This is a genomic window from Micromonospora sp. NBC_01739 (assembly GCF_035920385.1).
In the GTDB taxonomy this organism is placed as follows: domain Bacteria; phylum Actinomycetota; class Actinomycetes; order Mycobacteriales; family Micromonosporaceae; genus Micromonospora.
In genome coordinates this window covers 3,081,112-3,095,569 of sequence record NZ_CP109151.1, presented here as the reverse complement: position 1 = coordinate 3,095,569, position 14,458 = coordinate 3,081,112, and the positions used below count along the sequence as shown (strand labels likewise).

Here is a 14,458-nt window from a genome sequence, read left to right as displayed (position 1 = left end):
GACTCAGAGGTGGTCGCGGACCCAGTCGGCCAGCAGCCGGGCGCACTGGTCCACGGACTCCTGCCAGGTGCTCGCCGCCCCGGCGCCGGCCTCGTCGCTGACCTGCTTGATCAGACGCACCGGTACGCCGAACCGCTGGGCGGTCGAGGCGACCGCGTAGCCCTCCATGTCGACCAGGTGGGCGCGGGTGGCCAGGGCGGCGCGGGCCTGGTCGTCGGCGATGAACTGGTCGCCGGTGGCCAGCACCGGACCCTCGCCCAGGGTCACCGGCGCCCCGACGGTCTGCCCGGTCAACCGGTGGAGGAAGGCGGTGTCCAGGTCGTGTTGCAGCACGCTGCCGACTTCGTGGATGCCGGCCCAGCCGGGGTGCAGGGCGCCCGCGGTGCCGAGGTTGACCACCGCCGAGGGCTGCGGCTCGCGGGCCAGAGTCTCCGCGATCGCGGCGGCAGCATTGATCTTCCCCATGCCGGTGAGCAGCACCGGTAGGCGCCCATCGAGGTGCGCGGCCTCTTCCGCGAGGGCCAGCACAAGCAGCGGGCGATCAGGGCTGATCGTTCCTCGAAGATCCATCGGGCGATGGTAGCCGGGCACCGGGGCGGCCCTCGGTGCAAGGTCCGTTCGGCCGAAGGGCTGCCCCGGTCGGGCCTGGAGCTTGGTCGCGGCGACCGTTGTATCGACGGATGTCGACTGAAAGAATCGACTTCGATCGCGCCCGGGAGCCGCGCGATCTGTTGCAGGGCAAGGGGACGCGCGGGAGAACCCGTGCCGGGCCGTCCTCCTCCAGTCGGTGAACCACGGTCGCCGCCGGACGGCGGCCGACCCCGGGAGGTATGGATGAAACGCATGTTCGGCGTGGTGCTGGCCGCCGCGACCCTTACCCTGGCCGCCGGGCTCGTCACCCCCGCGGTCGCGCAGACCGCACCGGCGGCGACCCCCACCCCCTCGCCGACTCCGGTCTGCCCGCCGGTGCTGCCGATCAACGCCATGGTGACCGGCACGACCGCCACCAGCGTGACCATCACCTACAGCGCGTTCATCGTCCCGCCCTGCGGCTACGACCCGCCGATCACCTTCCACCTCTTCGGCAGCCAGGAGGACGCCACCCAGTGGCAGAACCCGGTGGCCGAGGGCACCTCCGGACCGGAGCGCTCCGGTGCGGTCACCATCGGCGGACTGACCCCGGACACCCAGTACTGGTTCCGGCTCAGCGACGCCCAGGGGGTACGGGACCGGTACGTCATCGGCGGCCCGGCGCGGACCGGATCGACCCCGCCGTGCAGCGCGACCGCCACCATCGACTCCGGATGGGGGACCGGCTTCGTCGTCACGGTCACCGTCCGCAACCCCAGCGAGTCCCAGCTCAACGGCTGGCGGGTGCGGTGGACTACCCCCGGCGGTGAGCGGGTCCAGTCGGTCTGGAACGCGGTGCTGGAGGCGGCCGGGCCCGAGGTGAGGGTGCGGCACGCCGAGTACAACCGGGTCCTGGCCCCGGGCGGATCGACGACCTTCGGCTTCCTGGCGTCGGCCGCCATCGTGCCGCAGGAAATCGTCCTCACCTGCGAGCGGTGGTCCTGACCGGTTCCGGGTATCCAGCCACACGGATGATGGTGAATGCGTTACCGGGTGGTAACGATGTTGTGTCATGGACTCCCCCCTGACCCTGATCGGACTACCCATCGCCCTCGGCGTCATCATGCTCGGTCTGGGTCTCGGCCTGACCGTCGCCGATTTCCGCCGGGTGGCCCACCATCCCAAGGCCGCCGTGATCGCACTGGCCTGCCAGGTGCTGCTGCTACCGGCGCTCTGCTTCGGTCTGGTGCTCGCCTTCGGCCTGCCGCCGGAACTGGCCGTCGGGATGATGCTGCTAGCGGCATCTCCCGGCGGCACCACGGCCAACCTCTACAGTCACCTCTTCGGCGGGCACGTGGCGCTCAACATCACCCTCACCGCCATCAACTCGGTGCTCGCCGTGTTCACCCTGCCGATCGTGGTCAACCTCTCGGCGGCGTACTTCCTCGGTGACGGGCGCAGCATCGGTCTCCAGTTCGACAAGGTGCTCCAGGTCTTCGCCATCGTGCTCGTACCGGTCATCCTCGGCATGCTGGTCCGGGCCTGGGTGCCCCGCCTGGCCGCGAGCCTGAACCGGCCGGTGCGGATCCTGTCGGTGGTCGTACTCGTGGCGGTGATCGCCGGTACCGTGATCGGCGACCGGGAGAACCTGGCCGAGTACTTCGTCTCGGTGGGTCTCGCCGTGCTCGCGTTCAACCTGCTGAGCCTCGCGATCGGGTACGGCGTACCCCGACTGGCCGGGGTGGACCGCGATGCGGCCAAGGCGGCCGGATTCGAGATCGGCATCCACAACAGCACCCTGGCCATCACGATCGCACTCAGCCCGGCCCTGCTGGACAGCAGCCGGATGGCGGTCCCGGCGGCCGTCTACGCCCTTGTCATGTTCTTCACCGCGGCTGCCTTCGGCTACCTGGTCAACCGGCTGGGCCCCCGCACCACCACCGCCCCGGGCGACACCACCCTCCATCCAGGAGGCCGAGTGTCGTGACCCGGATAGCCGGCGGCGGGTCGGACGCCAGGCCCCGGCTGTGCAACGATCGATGAGCGCCATGCCGACCCGCCCGCCCGTCGGCCGGTCGCCATGCCGGCACCACGGCAGGCGTACGGGGTGGGCGGCACCTCGTACCCCCTTGGAGAGCCCATGTCCCTCTCTGCGGCTCAGGTCTTCGCGGCGTTGAACGCGGTGCGGCCCCCCGACGAGCCGTCACCGTTCATCGACAAGGCGGTCGTGCTCGGTGGCAGTGTCGCCGGCCTGCTGGCCGCGCGGGTGCTGGCCGACCATGCGGCCAGCGTCGTCGTCATCGACCGGGACGACCTGCACCTCCCGGGCCCCCGGCCCGGGGTTCCGCAGGGCACCCAACTGCACGCCCTGCTGCCGGGCGGCTTCCTGCACCTGGAACGACTCTTCCCCGGGTTTCGTCGGCTGGCCCTGGCCCAGGGGGCGATCGAGGCACCCCCTGCGGCCCGACGCACCTACCTGGACGGGCGGCTGAAGGTCGTCGTACCGGACGACGCCGACAGCCTGGCCGGCAGCCGCCCCCTGCTGGAGGGGCTGATCCGGCAGCAGGTGCTGCGGCTGCCCAACGTCAAGACGGTCACCGCACGGGCGACCGGTCTGTTGATCGAGGGGGACCGCGCCACTGGAGTCGAGTACGAGGTCGGCGGTCGGCTCGGGGTGGAGCAGGCGGATCTGGTGGTGGACGCCATGGGCCGGTCCAGTCGGCTCTCCGACTGGCTGGAGCAGGCCGGGTGGGAGCGGCCCGCGATGCGGCGGATGAACGTGCAGCTCAACTACGCCACCGCCGTGTTCCGGCGTCGACAGGACGATCCGGAGCACACCGTCGTGATGGCCCTGAACAGCTATCGGAGGTCGCCGGAGGTGGCGGGGGCGGCCTTCTTCGCCATCGAGGAGGGCCGGTGGATGGCGATGATGGCCGGCTACGCGGACAACCGTCCGGGCCGTATCCCGGAGGACTTCCTGCGTCGGCTGCGCGAGCAGTTCCCACCGGAGTTCCGCGAGGTCGCCGACAGTGAACTGCTCGGCGAGGTGCAGACCTACCGCCACGGGGACAGCCGACGGCGGGACTTCCACACCCTGCGCCGCTTTCCCGCCGGGCTGGTCCCGGTCGGTGACGCGGTAGCCTCCTTCAACCCGGTGTACGGGCAGGGCATCACGGCCGCGGCCCTGCACGCCGCCTGCCTGTCGACCTACCTGCGGCCCGGGCCGGATCTGCGCCAGCCGGCCCGGGAGTTCCTGGCCCTGCAACAGGTGGTGGTCGACGCCGCCTGGTCGCTGTCCACCTCCGCTGATCTGGCCCTGCCGCATGTCGACGGCCCCTACCCCCGGGGCTACCGGCTCTCCAGTTGGGTCAGCCGGCAGATCGTCAACGCCACCATCACGGACGTCGCCACCGCCCGCCGGTTCAACGAGGTGGTGTCCATGCGTGAGCATCCGGACTCGCTGGCCACCCCCGGGGTCATCCTGGGTGCCCTGCGGGCGAACCTGCGCGCCCGGTGACGAGGGCATCCCTCTGGTGATCGTCTCTTCGAACCGGCAGAGTGACCTGCATCGACTGATCATGAGTGGAACCGAGGTGCATGGTGGCGTACGTCTTCCTGCTGCTGGCTATCGCCGCCGAGGTCACCGGCACGAGCCTGCTCAAGGCCACGGAGGGGTTCACCCGGCTGTGGCCGACCGTGGGGCTGGCCGTGTCCTACCTGACGGCGTTCGCCCTGCTCGCCCAGGCGGTCAAGGGCATCGAGGTCGGGGTCGCGTACGCCCTCTGGTCCGGCCTGGGCACCGCGGCGATCGTGGCCATCGGCGCGACCGTGCTGGGGGAGCCCCTGACGGTCACCAAGGTGGTCGGGGTGGGTCTGATCATCGCCGGGGTGGTGCTGCTCAACCTGCGCGGCGCGCACTGACCTGCGGGCCGGCCCTTTCTGCCGAAACGGCGGTGGGGACGCCGACCGACCGCTAGAGTTGCACTTATTGCAATGCCCGCATATGTTGATCGCCGTCGGCGGGGCGGGAGGGCGCACGATGGGTGCCGGACATGACCACGGCCAGCAGGTGCTGCGCGCGGGGGAGAAGCATCGTGGGCGGTTGTGGGCGGCTTTCGCCCTGCTGGCCGTCTTCATGGTGGTGGAGGCGATCGGGGCCTGGGTGACCGGTTCCCTGGCGCTGCTGTCGGACGCCGGGCACATGTTCACCGACGTGCTCGGCATCGGCATGGCCCTGGCGGCGATCACGGCGGCCAGCCGGGGATCCCGGGACGGCCAACGCACCTTCGGCCTGTACCGGATGGAGGTGCTGGCGGCGCTGGCGAACGCGGTGCTGCTGTTCGGGGTCGCCGTCTACGTCGTGGTGGAGGCGGTACGCCGGTTCGAGGAACCACCGCAGGTGCTGGTCGGCCCCATGCTGACCGTGGCCGTGGCGGGTCTGCTGGCCAACATCGTGGCCTTCCTGCTGCTGCGTTCCGGCTCCAAGGAGAGCCTGAACGTACGCGGGGCCTACCTGGAGGTCCTCGGCGACCTGCTCGCCTCGGTCGGGGTGATCGTCGCCGCCGTGGTGATCGCGCTGACCGACTGGTGGTACGCCGACCCCATCATCGCCGTGGCGGTGGGGGTGTTCATCCTGCCCCGCACCCTCAAGCTGGGGCGGGCCGCCCTGCGGGTGCTCGTGCAGGCCGCCCCGCCGCACCTGGACATCACCGAGGTACGGACCGAACTGCGCGGGGTGGCGGGCGTCGCCGACGTGCACGACCTGCACGTGTGGACCCTGACCTCGGGCATGGAGGTGGCCTCGGCGCACCTGAAACTGACGGCCGGGGCCGACCTGGGCCAGGTGCTCAGCACGGCCCGGCAGGTGCTGCACGACCGCTTCGCGATCGAGCACGCCACCCTCCAGGTGGAGCCCCAGGGCGCCGAGGACGTGTGTCACGGCGCGCACTGGTGAGACCGGGCTCGCGGTGGGTGCGCGGGCTTTCAGCTAGCTGTCAGGAAACCGGGCCAGCATGGGGCGCGTCCCCACACGGAAGGCTGGCAGCGGCATGACGAGGAACACCCGACTGACCCTGGCGATGATCCTGCTGGTCATCCTGGTCATGATCGTTGGGATCGCCGTCAACCGGAACATCGGCCGACCCGCCGCCAGTGGCGCACCGGTCGACAAGGCCGTACTGGTCCGCGAGGACAGCCACCGGCTCAGCACGGCACCCGACGGCAAGGTCACCCTCGTGGAGTTCCTCGACTTCGAGTGCGAGGCGTGCCGGGCGGTCCACCCCTCGATCACCGAGATCCTGGACACCTACCAGGGCCGGATCACCTTCGTGGTGCGGTACTTCCCGATCTCCAGCCACCCCAACGCCGAACTGGCCGCCCGCGCCGCCCAGGCCGCCGCCGAGCAGGGCCGCTTCCCGCAGATGTACGCCGCGTTGTTCGACAACCAGGAGCAGTGGGGGCACCAGAACACCCCGCAGACCGACCGGTTCGTCGGGTACGCCCGCGATCTGGGCCTGGATGTGGACCGCTTCCGGCAGGACCTGGACGCCCCGGCCACCGCCCGACGGGTGGCTGCGGACCGGGCCGACGGTGAGACCGTGGGGGTGCGGGGCACGCCTACCTTCTTCCTCAACGGCCGGGAGTTGACCGGGGTCCGGACCCAGTCGGACATGATCGCCGCCATCGACGCCGCCCTGGCCGGATGAGCGCGACGATGGCCCGCCGGGCGGCGGCTACGGCGCGGCACCGCAATTTCCTGGCCCGGGTCACCGCCTGGGTGCTGACCCTGGGCGGCGGCATCGGCCTGCTGGCCGCCGGCACCCTGACGGTCGAGAAGATCAATCTGCTGGCGGACGCCGACTACGTGCCGACCTGCAGCATCAACCCGATCCTGTCCTGCGGGTCGGTGATGACCACCCCCCAGGCCGCCGCCTTCGGCATCCCCAACCCCCTGCTCGGCATCGCCGGCTTCGCGGTGGTGACCACCCTGGGGGTTCTGCTGCTGGCCCGGGTGCGGCTGCCCGGCTGGTGCTGGCTGGGTCTCCAGGTCGGAGCCACCTTAGGGGTGGTCTTCGTGCACTGGCTGATCTACCAGAGCCTCTACGTCATCTCGGCGCTGTGCCCGTACTGCATGGTGGTCTGGGTCGTCACCATCGCGATCTTCCTCTACACCACCCTGCGCAACCTGGGGGCGGTCGCGCCGGCGTCCCCACTGGCCCGGTTGGCCGGTTACCACAGCCTCATCCTGGTCGTCTGGTACCTGGTGATCATGCTGGTCATCCTGGTCCGGTTCTGGGACTACTGGTCCACCCTCTGGTGAGCCCGCCCGCCGGCACCGGTGTCCGTCGGCCGGGTCCGGGTCAGTGTGCCCTGCGGTGGCGCCGCCAGGAGCCCAGCAGGGCCAGCACCACGATCAAGGCCAGCAGGGTGTACGTGCCGATGCCCAGCTCCCGCTCCAGGTAGCGGTAGGAGGCCGAACCCAGGTAGCCGAGGGTGGACACGGCCGCCGCCCAGAGCAGCCCGCCGGTGAGGTTGGCCCAGCCGAAGGTGCGCCGGGGCATTCCACTGGCACCGCTGACCAGGGGCATCAGCACCCGCAGCACGGCCACCCAACGGCCGGTCACCACCGCGACCGCCCCTCGGCGGGCCACCAGGCGTCGGGCCCGGTCCAGGTCCAGGCGGCGACGGAGCAGGGCCGGCGCGTGGGCCAGCACCCCCGGCCCGTAACGGCGACCCACCAGGTAGCCGACCTGGTCGCCGAGGCAGGCCCCGACCGTCGCGGCGATGATCACCGCCCACAACGGCAGCCCACCCAGGTGGGCCACCACCCCGCCGACCAGGACGACGGCCTCACCGGGCACGAACAACCCCAGCAGGGTCGAGGACTCCAGGGCCGGCAACAGGAACACCAGGGCCAGTACGAGCAGCGGAGGCAGCGCGGCGAGCACGGCCAGGATGCGGTCCATCCGCTGATTCTGGCGGCGGGTACGTCCGGAAATCCCCTGCTCTACGGGGTTGGTAGCACGATCCGGTGGCCGCTGGGCTGCCCGCCGCCGGCCACCGGCCCGGCGTGGTCCACCGGGCCGGTCGCGTGACTCAGGGGGCGGGGACGACCTCCTGGCCCAGCGGCCAGACGGCGGCCGGGACAAGCTTGAAGTTGGCCACCCCGAAGGGGATGCCGATGATGGTCAGGCAGAGGCTGACCCCGGCGACGATGTGGGACAGGGCCAGCCACCAGCCGGCGAGGACCACCCAGATGACGTTGGCGACGCCGGAGGCGACCCCGACTCCGGGCTTGGGGACCAGGGTGCGCCCGAAGGGCCACAGCGAGTACGACGCCAGCCGCAGCGAGGCCACCCCGAAGGGGATGGTGACGACGAGGACGAAACAGATCAGAGCGGCGATGCCGTAGCCGATCGCCAGCACGAGCCCGCCGCCGAAGATGAGCCAGAGCACGTTCAGTACGAATCGGATCATGAACCAATGATGACCGGTGCGCGCCACCGGCCACCGGCGGGGAGGCCGGTGGCCGGTGTGGGCCGGCGAGGGGGAAGGCCGGCCGGTTACGCGCGGTCGGTCAGCCGGTCTGGCCGGTGACGTTGCCGCCGGACTTCGTGACCCGGTAGGTCACCTGGGCACCGCTCCAGAAGTGGAAGGTGAGGGTGACCGGGCTGCCGTCGCGTACCTCACCGAAGAAGGTGTCGGTGAGGGTGATCCGGTTGCCGGTGTAGTCGGGGGCGAAGGTGACGTCGAACTCCTTGAACGACGTCCAGTCGTGCGGGCCGGCGTTGCTGCCGTCGGCGTACCGCGCCTCCATGGTGGCCAACTGGTCGCCCCGGAACTGGGTGGGAATGGCGAAGGCGGCCGTCGTCCCGGTGGCGTTGGACAGCACCGGCGGGTCGTAGCTGATCACGTCGATCCGCCACGGCACGCCGGCCGAGAACCGGGCCTGGAGGGTGGCGTTGACGCCGTACGCCCGGTTGCCGACCAGCCGGGTCACCGCGCTGGCGGTCAGCGTCAACTGGTTGCCGGAGACGGTGTAGTCCGTGCCCCGGACCAGTTCGGTGCTGCCCTGACGCAGACCGGAGAAGGTGGTGCCGTTGAGGTTCAGGGTCAGGGTCTTGGCGGTGATCGAGCCGGTACGCGGCACGTACACCTGGTCGGAGGAGGCGGTGCCGGAGCGGGTCGTCCAGCTCGACTTGATCTGGTTGATCAGCTCGGCGTCCCGCCAGGCGAAGGTGGTCCGGTTGAAGTGCTGACCGTTGTCCCACAGCTGGGTGGTCAGTTGGCGGTGCCGGGCGTAGTACCCGAAGTACTCGAAGAACTTCAGCTTCTCGCCCTGCTGGATGGTGCCGGTGTGCCGGTCGAAGCCGAGCAGCCCGTACTCGCCGATGATCACCGGGATGCCGCGGGCGACGAAGGCGTTGTAGACCCGGTCGAAGGCGTCCACCAGGTCCTGCTGGGTGGTGGCGTCGAAGCGGGTGCCACCGGCGACGTTCACGCTGAACGGCCAGTAGCCGTAGAAGTGCACCGTGGCGATCAGGTTGCGGTCGTTCAGCTGGTTGAGGGTCGTGGTCAGCTCGTTGATCCGGGCCTGCTCGGAGGAGGTGTGCAGGGTCGGCAGGACCAGCATCCGGGTGGCGTTGTTGCCGCCGGAGGCCCGGACGATCCGGTGGAAGTTGACATTCAGCTCGTGCAGCAGTTGCGCGTTCTGGGCGTCACCGGAGCTGTTGGCGAACTGCGGCTCGTTGACGCTCTCGAAGTGCAGCCTGGGTGAGGCGTCCCGGAAGGCCGCCGCGATCTGGGTCCAGAGCGCGTTGTAGCGGTTGAGCACGGTCGTCCGGTTGCTCGGCATCTCGTGGATCCACTGCCAGGAGTCGTGATGCAGGTTGATCATCACGTAGAAGCCGTCGCCCAGGGCCCAGCCGACGACCTCCTTGATCCGGTTCAGCCAGGCCGCGTCGATGGTGTACGAGGGGGCCGGACCGTGGCGGTTGCTCCAGGTGACCGGGATCCGGATGCTGTTGAACCCCTGGGCCCGGATGGCGTCCAACTGGGCCTCGGTGACCCGCGGGTTGCCCCAGGCGGTCTCGTCGGCGCCGACGGAGTCGAAGGTGTTGCCCAGGTTCCAGCCCGGTTGCATCGCGGCCACGTAGGCCATCGGGTCACCGGTCGGCGGCGGGGTCGTGGGGGGAGGGCTGGTCGGCGGCGGGGTGGTGGGGGGTGGGGTGGTCGGGCCCACGCTGCCGGTGCAGGTGACCCCGTTGAGGGCGAACGAGGTGGGGGCCGTGTTGCTGCCGGACCACGAGCCGTTGAAGCCGAAGGACACCGTCTGGTTGGTGCCCAGCGCGGCGTTGTAGCCGACATTGGTGGCGGTGACGTCGTTGCCGCTGGAGGTGACGGTGGCGTTCCACGCCTGGGTCACCCGTTGCCCGGAGGGGAAGGTCCAGGTCAGTCGCCAGCCGTTGAGCGGGTCGCCGAGGTTGGTCAGGTCGACGTTAGCGGTGAAGCCGCCCGGCCACTGGCTCGGCGCGGAGTACACCACTTTGCAGCCGGCCGCCGCCTGGGCGGCACCCGTGCCGACCAGCCCGATCCCGGCCAGCAGGGTGGCGACTCCGACGCCGACCACCCCCAGTCGCCATCGTGTCCTTCGTGGTGTGCGCAGCCCAGCCATGGCGCTCCTCGCGTGGTGATGGTGTCGGGTGGCTGGCCGCCTGTCGCCGGACCGCCGGCAACCTCCGGCCGGCTCGCACAATAAGTTGGGATCATGAACTTTGTCAATCGACACACTACGATGTTAGGGGCTGCTGTGCAGGTGATACCGAGGTCGCCGCCGGGTCGGGGTCAGAGCCGTCCGGCCACCGTCCGCGCCAGCTCGGTCAGCCGCTTGTTGTACTCCTCCGGTTCATCCGTGCGGACCAGCCGGATGGCCACCCAGACTCCGGAGACGTTGACGAAGACGTTCCAGTCCTCCAGGTACGCCTCGTCACCGATGCCGGACAGGGTCTCGAACTCATGATCGAGGTCGCGGTCGATGTCCAGCATCTTCTTGGCCCCGTCCCCGACATGCACCTCCACCTGCGCCACCGGCCCGGAGACCGGCCCGGTGAACCAGCAGCTCTCCCCGCTGGGCAGCGGGTCGTCCAGGGGGGTACCGGCCACCTTCTCGGCATCCTGCTTGGAGACCAGGGCGCAGGCGTCCACCGGGGTGGCCGCGGGCGGCTCGGGTGCCTCGGTGACCTCGGTCGGCGCCACCGGTTCCGAGGGCGGCGCCGGCGCCGGCGGCGCCGCCGCGGGCTCCGCTCCGCCACAGGCGGCCAGGGTGGCCAGGGCGGTGGCCGTCACGGCGAGTCGAGCGACGGTGGTCAGGTGGCGCACGGTGTCTCCTTCGTCGAGGGTTTCAGCGCGGCAGGGCGTCGACCAGCTCGCGCATCACCTGGGCGTATCCGTCCGGCTGGGCGCCGAGACGCGCGAAGCTGCTCAATGTCACGGTGAAACTGCCCGCGCCGTTGATCACCACCGCTTCCGCCTCGATGTCCTTGACCGCCAGGTAGCCCTTGTCCCCGACACCGAGGTCGGTCACCGACCGGTAGGTCTGGTCGGCCTGCTGGCGCTGGTAGTCGTAGGTCATCTCCCCAGCCTCCCGGGAGGCCGTGGTCACGGTGAGCAGCGCGATCCCGTCGCCGAAGCTGCAGTTGCCCTTGTCGTCCAGTTGCTGGCCGACGATCTCGGCGACCTGCTCGGCGGTGAAGGGGCAGACCGGGCGGACGGACCCGCCGCCGTCGACCGGCAGGTCGAGGTCGGCATCCGAGCCGGCGTCCGGACCGGCAGCGGGCGTCGTCGGCTGGCTGTCGCCGCAGCCGGTCAGTGCCAGGGCCGCCGCGAGCACCACCGGCAGGATCAGTCGTCGCACCTGTCTGCTCTCCTTCTCCAGCCCGGCCGGCAGCGCTGGGCACCAGCGCCACTGACGGTCGGGGTGACCTTGACGGTACGGCCGTGACCAGGCGAAGGAATCCGGTGTTTCCCTAGCCTTTGTGGCCCAGCGTCGCCCCGGGGAAGTCGACCCGGGCCAGCGCCGCGTTGAGTTCGGCCCGCCGGGAGATGCCCAGCTTGCGGTAGACCCGGGAGAGGTTCGTCTCCACCGTCTTGGGGCTGACGAACAACTCGTCGGCGATGGCCCGACTGGTCCGTCCCAGGGCGGCCAGCCGGGCCACCCGTTCCTCCGTGGCGGTCAACCCCGAGGGTGCCGGAGGCCGGCCGCCCAACCGGGCCGCCTCCGCCCGCGCCCGGGCGGCGAAGGCCGCCGCACCCAGCGCCTCGAACTCGCCCGCCGCCGCCGCCAGGGCCTCCCGGGCCGGGCGCTTGCGACGCTGTCGCCGGTGCACGATGCCGGCCACCAGCAGGCAGCGGGCCCGGTCCAGCGGCAGGACCTCCGGTGCCACCGCGGCGCGGGCGGCGACCAGGTCGTCCAGGGCGGCCGAGGGGTCCCCACCGGCGGCGCTGTCCAGCAGGACACGACTGCGTGCCAGGCCCAGCAGGGTCCAGGGCCGGGGCAGGCGGCGGTGCCGTTCGGTCAGCCGGTGCAGGGCGGCGCGGGCGGTGGCCAGGTCACCGGCGGCCACACATGCCTCGATCCAGTCCGGTTCGAAGCGCTGCGCCAGGGGCTCGGTAAGGCCCATCCGGTCCACCGTGGCGGCCAGCCGACCGTACCCGGCCGCCGCCTCGGCGACCCGCCCGGCGCAGAGCGCGACGAAGGCAGCCAGTTGCAGGTGGATGCGGCGGCACCAGTCGTCGTCGAGTTCATCGCCCAGCCGCAGGCCCGCCTCGGCCACCCGCCCCGCCGCCTCCAGCCGTCCCCGCAGGGCGTCCAGCAGGCCGGTCAGCCAGATCTCCGCGGTCAACTCGGTGCCGAGCAGCTCACCGAGGTCTCGGGCCGCTGCGATGTGCCGCTCGGCCAGCGCCCACCGCCCGGCCAGCAACTCCGTCTCACCGAGATGCTTGAGCAGTTCGTACTGGGAGGGTTCGTCGCCGCGGGCCGCCGCCCGGTCCAGCAGCCGGGTCAGCCGCTCACGCGCCCGGTCGGGTTCGTCGATCCCCTTCCACCAGATCGCCGGGATCGTACCGGCCAGCCAGGAGGGTTCGGCCCCCTCCATGCCCAGGGCCCGGTCCAGCAGTTCGGTGCGGGGTGGCTCGCCGGCGCGTACCTCGCTGAAGAACAGGTGCAGCAGGGCGGCGGCCAGCAGCTCCCGGTCGCCACCCGGGCCGGTGAGCAGGGCGATGGCCGCCTCCGCGTGAGTCCGCGCCGGGTCCGGCAGGTCGACGAAGAGGGCCAGGTGGGCGTGGATCCGCCCGGCCAGGGGAGAGCCGGGCTGGGTGGCGGCCAGGGCCCGCCCGGCGGCCGCCAGGGCGGTGCCGCCCGGCTCGTCCGCGCTCCAGGCGACCACCGCGCGCAACAGCAGCGCCTCGGCCCGCAGGTGGCCGGTGAACCCGGCGGCCACCTGTTCGGCGGCCATCCGCGCGCCCGGGTGATCGCCGCAGTCGAACCGGCACCGGGCCGCCGCCAGCAGCCGCTGCCCCAGGGTAGGGCGGTCCTCGGCCGGGGTTAGTCGGGCGGCCGCCTCGTAGAGGTTCGCCGCCGCCTCCGGTGCACCCCGGGTGTGTCGGCGTACGGCGGCAGCGGCCAGGGCGTCGGCGACCACCGGATCGGCCGTGGTGGTGCAGGCGGCCAGCTGACGCACCCGTTCGTCGGGGTCCGCCACCGCCTCGGCCAGCCTGCGGTGCAGCCCTCGCCGTACCCCCGGCGGGATGCCGGCCCGTACCGCCGCCGCGTAGACCGGGTGGGCGAACTGCACCCGGGTCGGGGTCACCATCAGCAGTCCGGCCTCCTCGGCGGGATCGAAGGCGCGCGGGCCGACCCCGGCCGCCGTCAGGTCCCGCAGCAGGGGCACCCCGAGCAGCGCCGCCAGCCGTACGGCGTCGCGGCACCGGATCGGCAGCCCGGTCAGCACCTCCGCCAGGAGTTGGTGGATGGAGGAGGCCACCGGCAGCTCCTGGGCCGGCTCCGGTGGCTTCGGCAGCCGCTGCACCGCCCGGGCCACCTCGATGGCCACCAGCGGATTGCCGCTGGACTCCCGGGCGATGCGGGCCAGCAGGGGACGGTCCAGGACGGCACCGACCCGCTCCCGCAGGACGTGGTGCAGCGCGTGCACACCCAACGGGGTCAACGTCAGCCGGGTCAGTGCGGTGGCGCCCGCGTCGAGCCCCAGTGGGGTGGCCGGCACGGTGGGCCCGCTGGCGCTGCGGCTGCTGACCAGTGTGGCCAGTCCTGGGCCTACCCGGCGCAGGGCGAACCGCAGGGCACGCTCACTCGGCCGATCCAGCCAGGGTGCGTCGTCCACGGCCAGCAGCACCGGCCGCCCCGAGGCGAGCGCCGCCTCCAACAGCGACCGGGTGGCCGCCCCGATCACCCGTTCGTCGATCGTCTCGTCGCTGTCGCCGGTGACCAACACCGTCTCGGCCGCTACCCGCTGCGGGCGCGGCAGGTCCGCCGCCAGGCCCGCCAGGGGACGCAGCAGGTCGGCCAGGGCGGCGAAGGGGAGGTCGGCCTCGCATTCGGTCGGCGCGCAGGACAGCACCCACCAACCCGCCTGGGTGGCCTCGGCCACCAGGGCCCGCAGCAGGGCCGTCTTACCGATCCCGGCCGGCCCCTCCAGCAGCACCTGCCCGGCCCCGCCCAGCGAGCGCCAGGCCTGGTCGAACACCTCGTCCCGGCCCACGAGCGCACGCCGCATGGGGCGATTCTGGCACCGCTGGGGGTCCCCGACCATCCTGCGGACGCCTGACGCGCCGAGCACGTTCAGCGCCCCGCGCTCCACAGTGGTGCGCGGGG

14 protein-coding genes are annotated in these 14,458 nt (G+C 71.7%); 7 read left to right on the top strand and 7 right to left on the bottom strand.

Annotated elements, in window-relative coordinates:
• Positions 1 to 3 precede the first annotated feature (3 nt).
• Positions 4 to 570, bottom strand: a complete 567-nt coding sequence (locus OIE53_RS13640) for a nucleosidase (protein WP_327026977.1) — start codon at positions 568 to 570, stop codon at positions 4 to 6.
• Positions 571 to 834: 264 nt separating this feature from the next.
• Between OIE53_RS13640 and OIE53_RS13635 the strand changes: the two genes are divergently transcribed.
• From OIE53_RS13635 to OIE53_RS13605, 7 genes are all read left to right on the top strand, one after another.
• Positions 835 to 1,575: a cellulose binding domain-containing protein gene (locus OIE53_RS13635; RefSeq protein ID WP_327026975.1), complete on the top strand. Its 741-nt coding sequence runs from the start codon at positions 835 to 837 to the stop codon at positions 1,573 to 1,575.
• 67 nt (positions 1,576 to 1,642) lie between these two features.
• Positions 1,643 to 2,557 (top strand): bile acid:sodium symporter family protein, encoded by a 915-nt coding sequence (locus OIE53_RS13630; protein ID WP_327026973.1) that lies wholly within the window; start codon positions 1,643 to 1,645, stop codon positions 2,555 to 2,557.
• A 153-nt stretch (positions 2,558 to 2,710) separates the two neighbouring features.
• Positions 2,711 to 4,087 carry an FAD-dependent oxidoreductase gene (locus OIE53_RS13625; protein ID WP_327026972.1) on the top strand — a complete coding sequence of 459 codons (1,377 nt, stop codon included), beginning with the start codon at positions 2,711 to 2,713 and terminating at the stop codon, positions 4,085 to 4,087.
• An 83-nt stretch (positions 4,088 to 4,170) separates the two neighbouring features.
• Positions 4,171 to 4,491 (top strand): DMT family transporter, encoded by a 321-nt coding sequence (locus tag OIE53_RS13620; protein WP_327026970.1) that lies wholly within the window; start codon positions 4,171 to 4,173, stop codon positions 4,489 to 4,491.
• Between the two features lie 118 nt (positions 4,492 to 4,609).
• Positions 4,610 to 5,524 carry a cation diffusion facilitator family transporter gene (locus OIE53_RS13615; RefSeq protein WP_327026969.1) on the top strand — a complete coding sequence of 305 codons (915 nt, stop codon included), beginning with the start codon at positions 4,610 to 4,612 and terminating at the stop codon, positions 5,522 to 5,524.
• A gap of 94 nt (positions 5,525 to 5,618) precedes the next feature.
• Positions 5,619 to 6,275: a DsbA family protein gene (locus OIE53_RS13610; RefSeq protein WP_327026968.1), complete on the top strand. Its 657-nt coding sequence runs from the start codon at positions 5,619 to 5,621 to the stop codon at positions 6,273 to 6,275.
• Positions 6,272 to 6,889, top strand: coding sequence for a vitamin K epoxide reductase family protein (locus tag OIE53_RS13605; RefSeq protein WP_442791390.1), 618 nt, complete (start codon positions 6,272 to 6,274; stop codon positions 6,887 to 6,889). The genes OIE53_RS13610 and OIE53_RS13605 overlap by 4 nt, the downstream gene beginning before the upstream one ends.
• 40 nt (positions 6,890 to 6,929) lie before the next feature.
• Here the strand turns inward: OIE53_RS13605 and OIE53_RS13600 are convergent, their stop codons facing one another.
• The 6 genes from OIE53_RS13600 to OIE53_RS13575 all read right to left on the bottom strand — a co-directional run bounded on the left by OIE53_RS13600 (position 6,930) and on the right by OIE53_RS13575 (position 14,360).
• The gene (locus tag OIE53_RS13600) at positions 6,930 to 7,535 is read right to left on the bottom strand and encodes a DedA family protein (protein ID WP_327026967.1); all 606 of its coding nucleotides are present in this window, start codon (positions 7,533 to 7,535) and stop codon (positions 6,930 to 6,932) included.
• Between the two features lie 130 nt (positions 7,536 to 7,665).
• Entirely contained in the window at positions 7,666 to 8,046 is a 381-nt protein-coding gene (locus tag OIE53_RS13595; RefSeq protein WP_327026965.1) for a YccF domain-containing protein, read from the bottom strand.
• Between the two features lie 100 nt (positions 8,047 to 8,146).
• The gene (locus OIE53_RS13590; RefSeq protein WP_327026964.1) at positions 8,147 to 10,243 is read right to left on the bottom strand and encodes a cellulase family glycosylhydrolase; all 2,097 of its coding nucleotides are present in this window, start codon (positions 10,241 to 10,243) and stop codon (positions 8,147 to 8,149) included.
• A 170-nt stretch (positions 10,244 to 10,413) separates the two neighbouring features.
• Positions 10,414 to 10,947, bottom strand: coding sequence for a hypothetical protein (locus OIE53_RS13585; protein ID WP_327026962.1), 534 nt, complete (start codon positions 10,945 to 10,947; stop codon positions 10,414 to 10,416).
• A 22-nt stretch (positions 10,948 to 10,969) separates the two neighbouring features.
• A complete protein-coding gene (locus OIE53_RS13580; protein WP_327026960.1) occupies positions 10,970 to 11,482 on the bottom strand; it encodes a hypothetical protein in 513 nt (170 codons plus the stop codon).
• Positions 11,483 to 11,594: 112 nt separating this feature from the next.
• A complete protein-coding gene (locus tag OIE53_RS13575; protein WP_327026959.1) occupies positions 11,595 to 14,360 on the bottom strand; it encodes an AAA family ATPase in 2,766 nt (921 codons plus the stop codon).
• Positions 14,361 to 14,458: the final 98 nt, after the last annotated feature.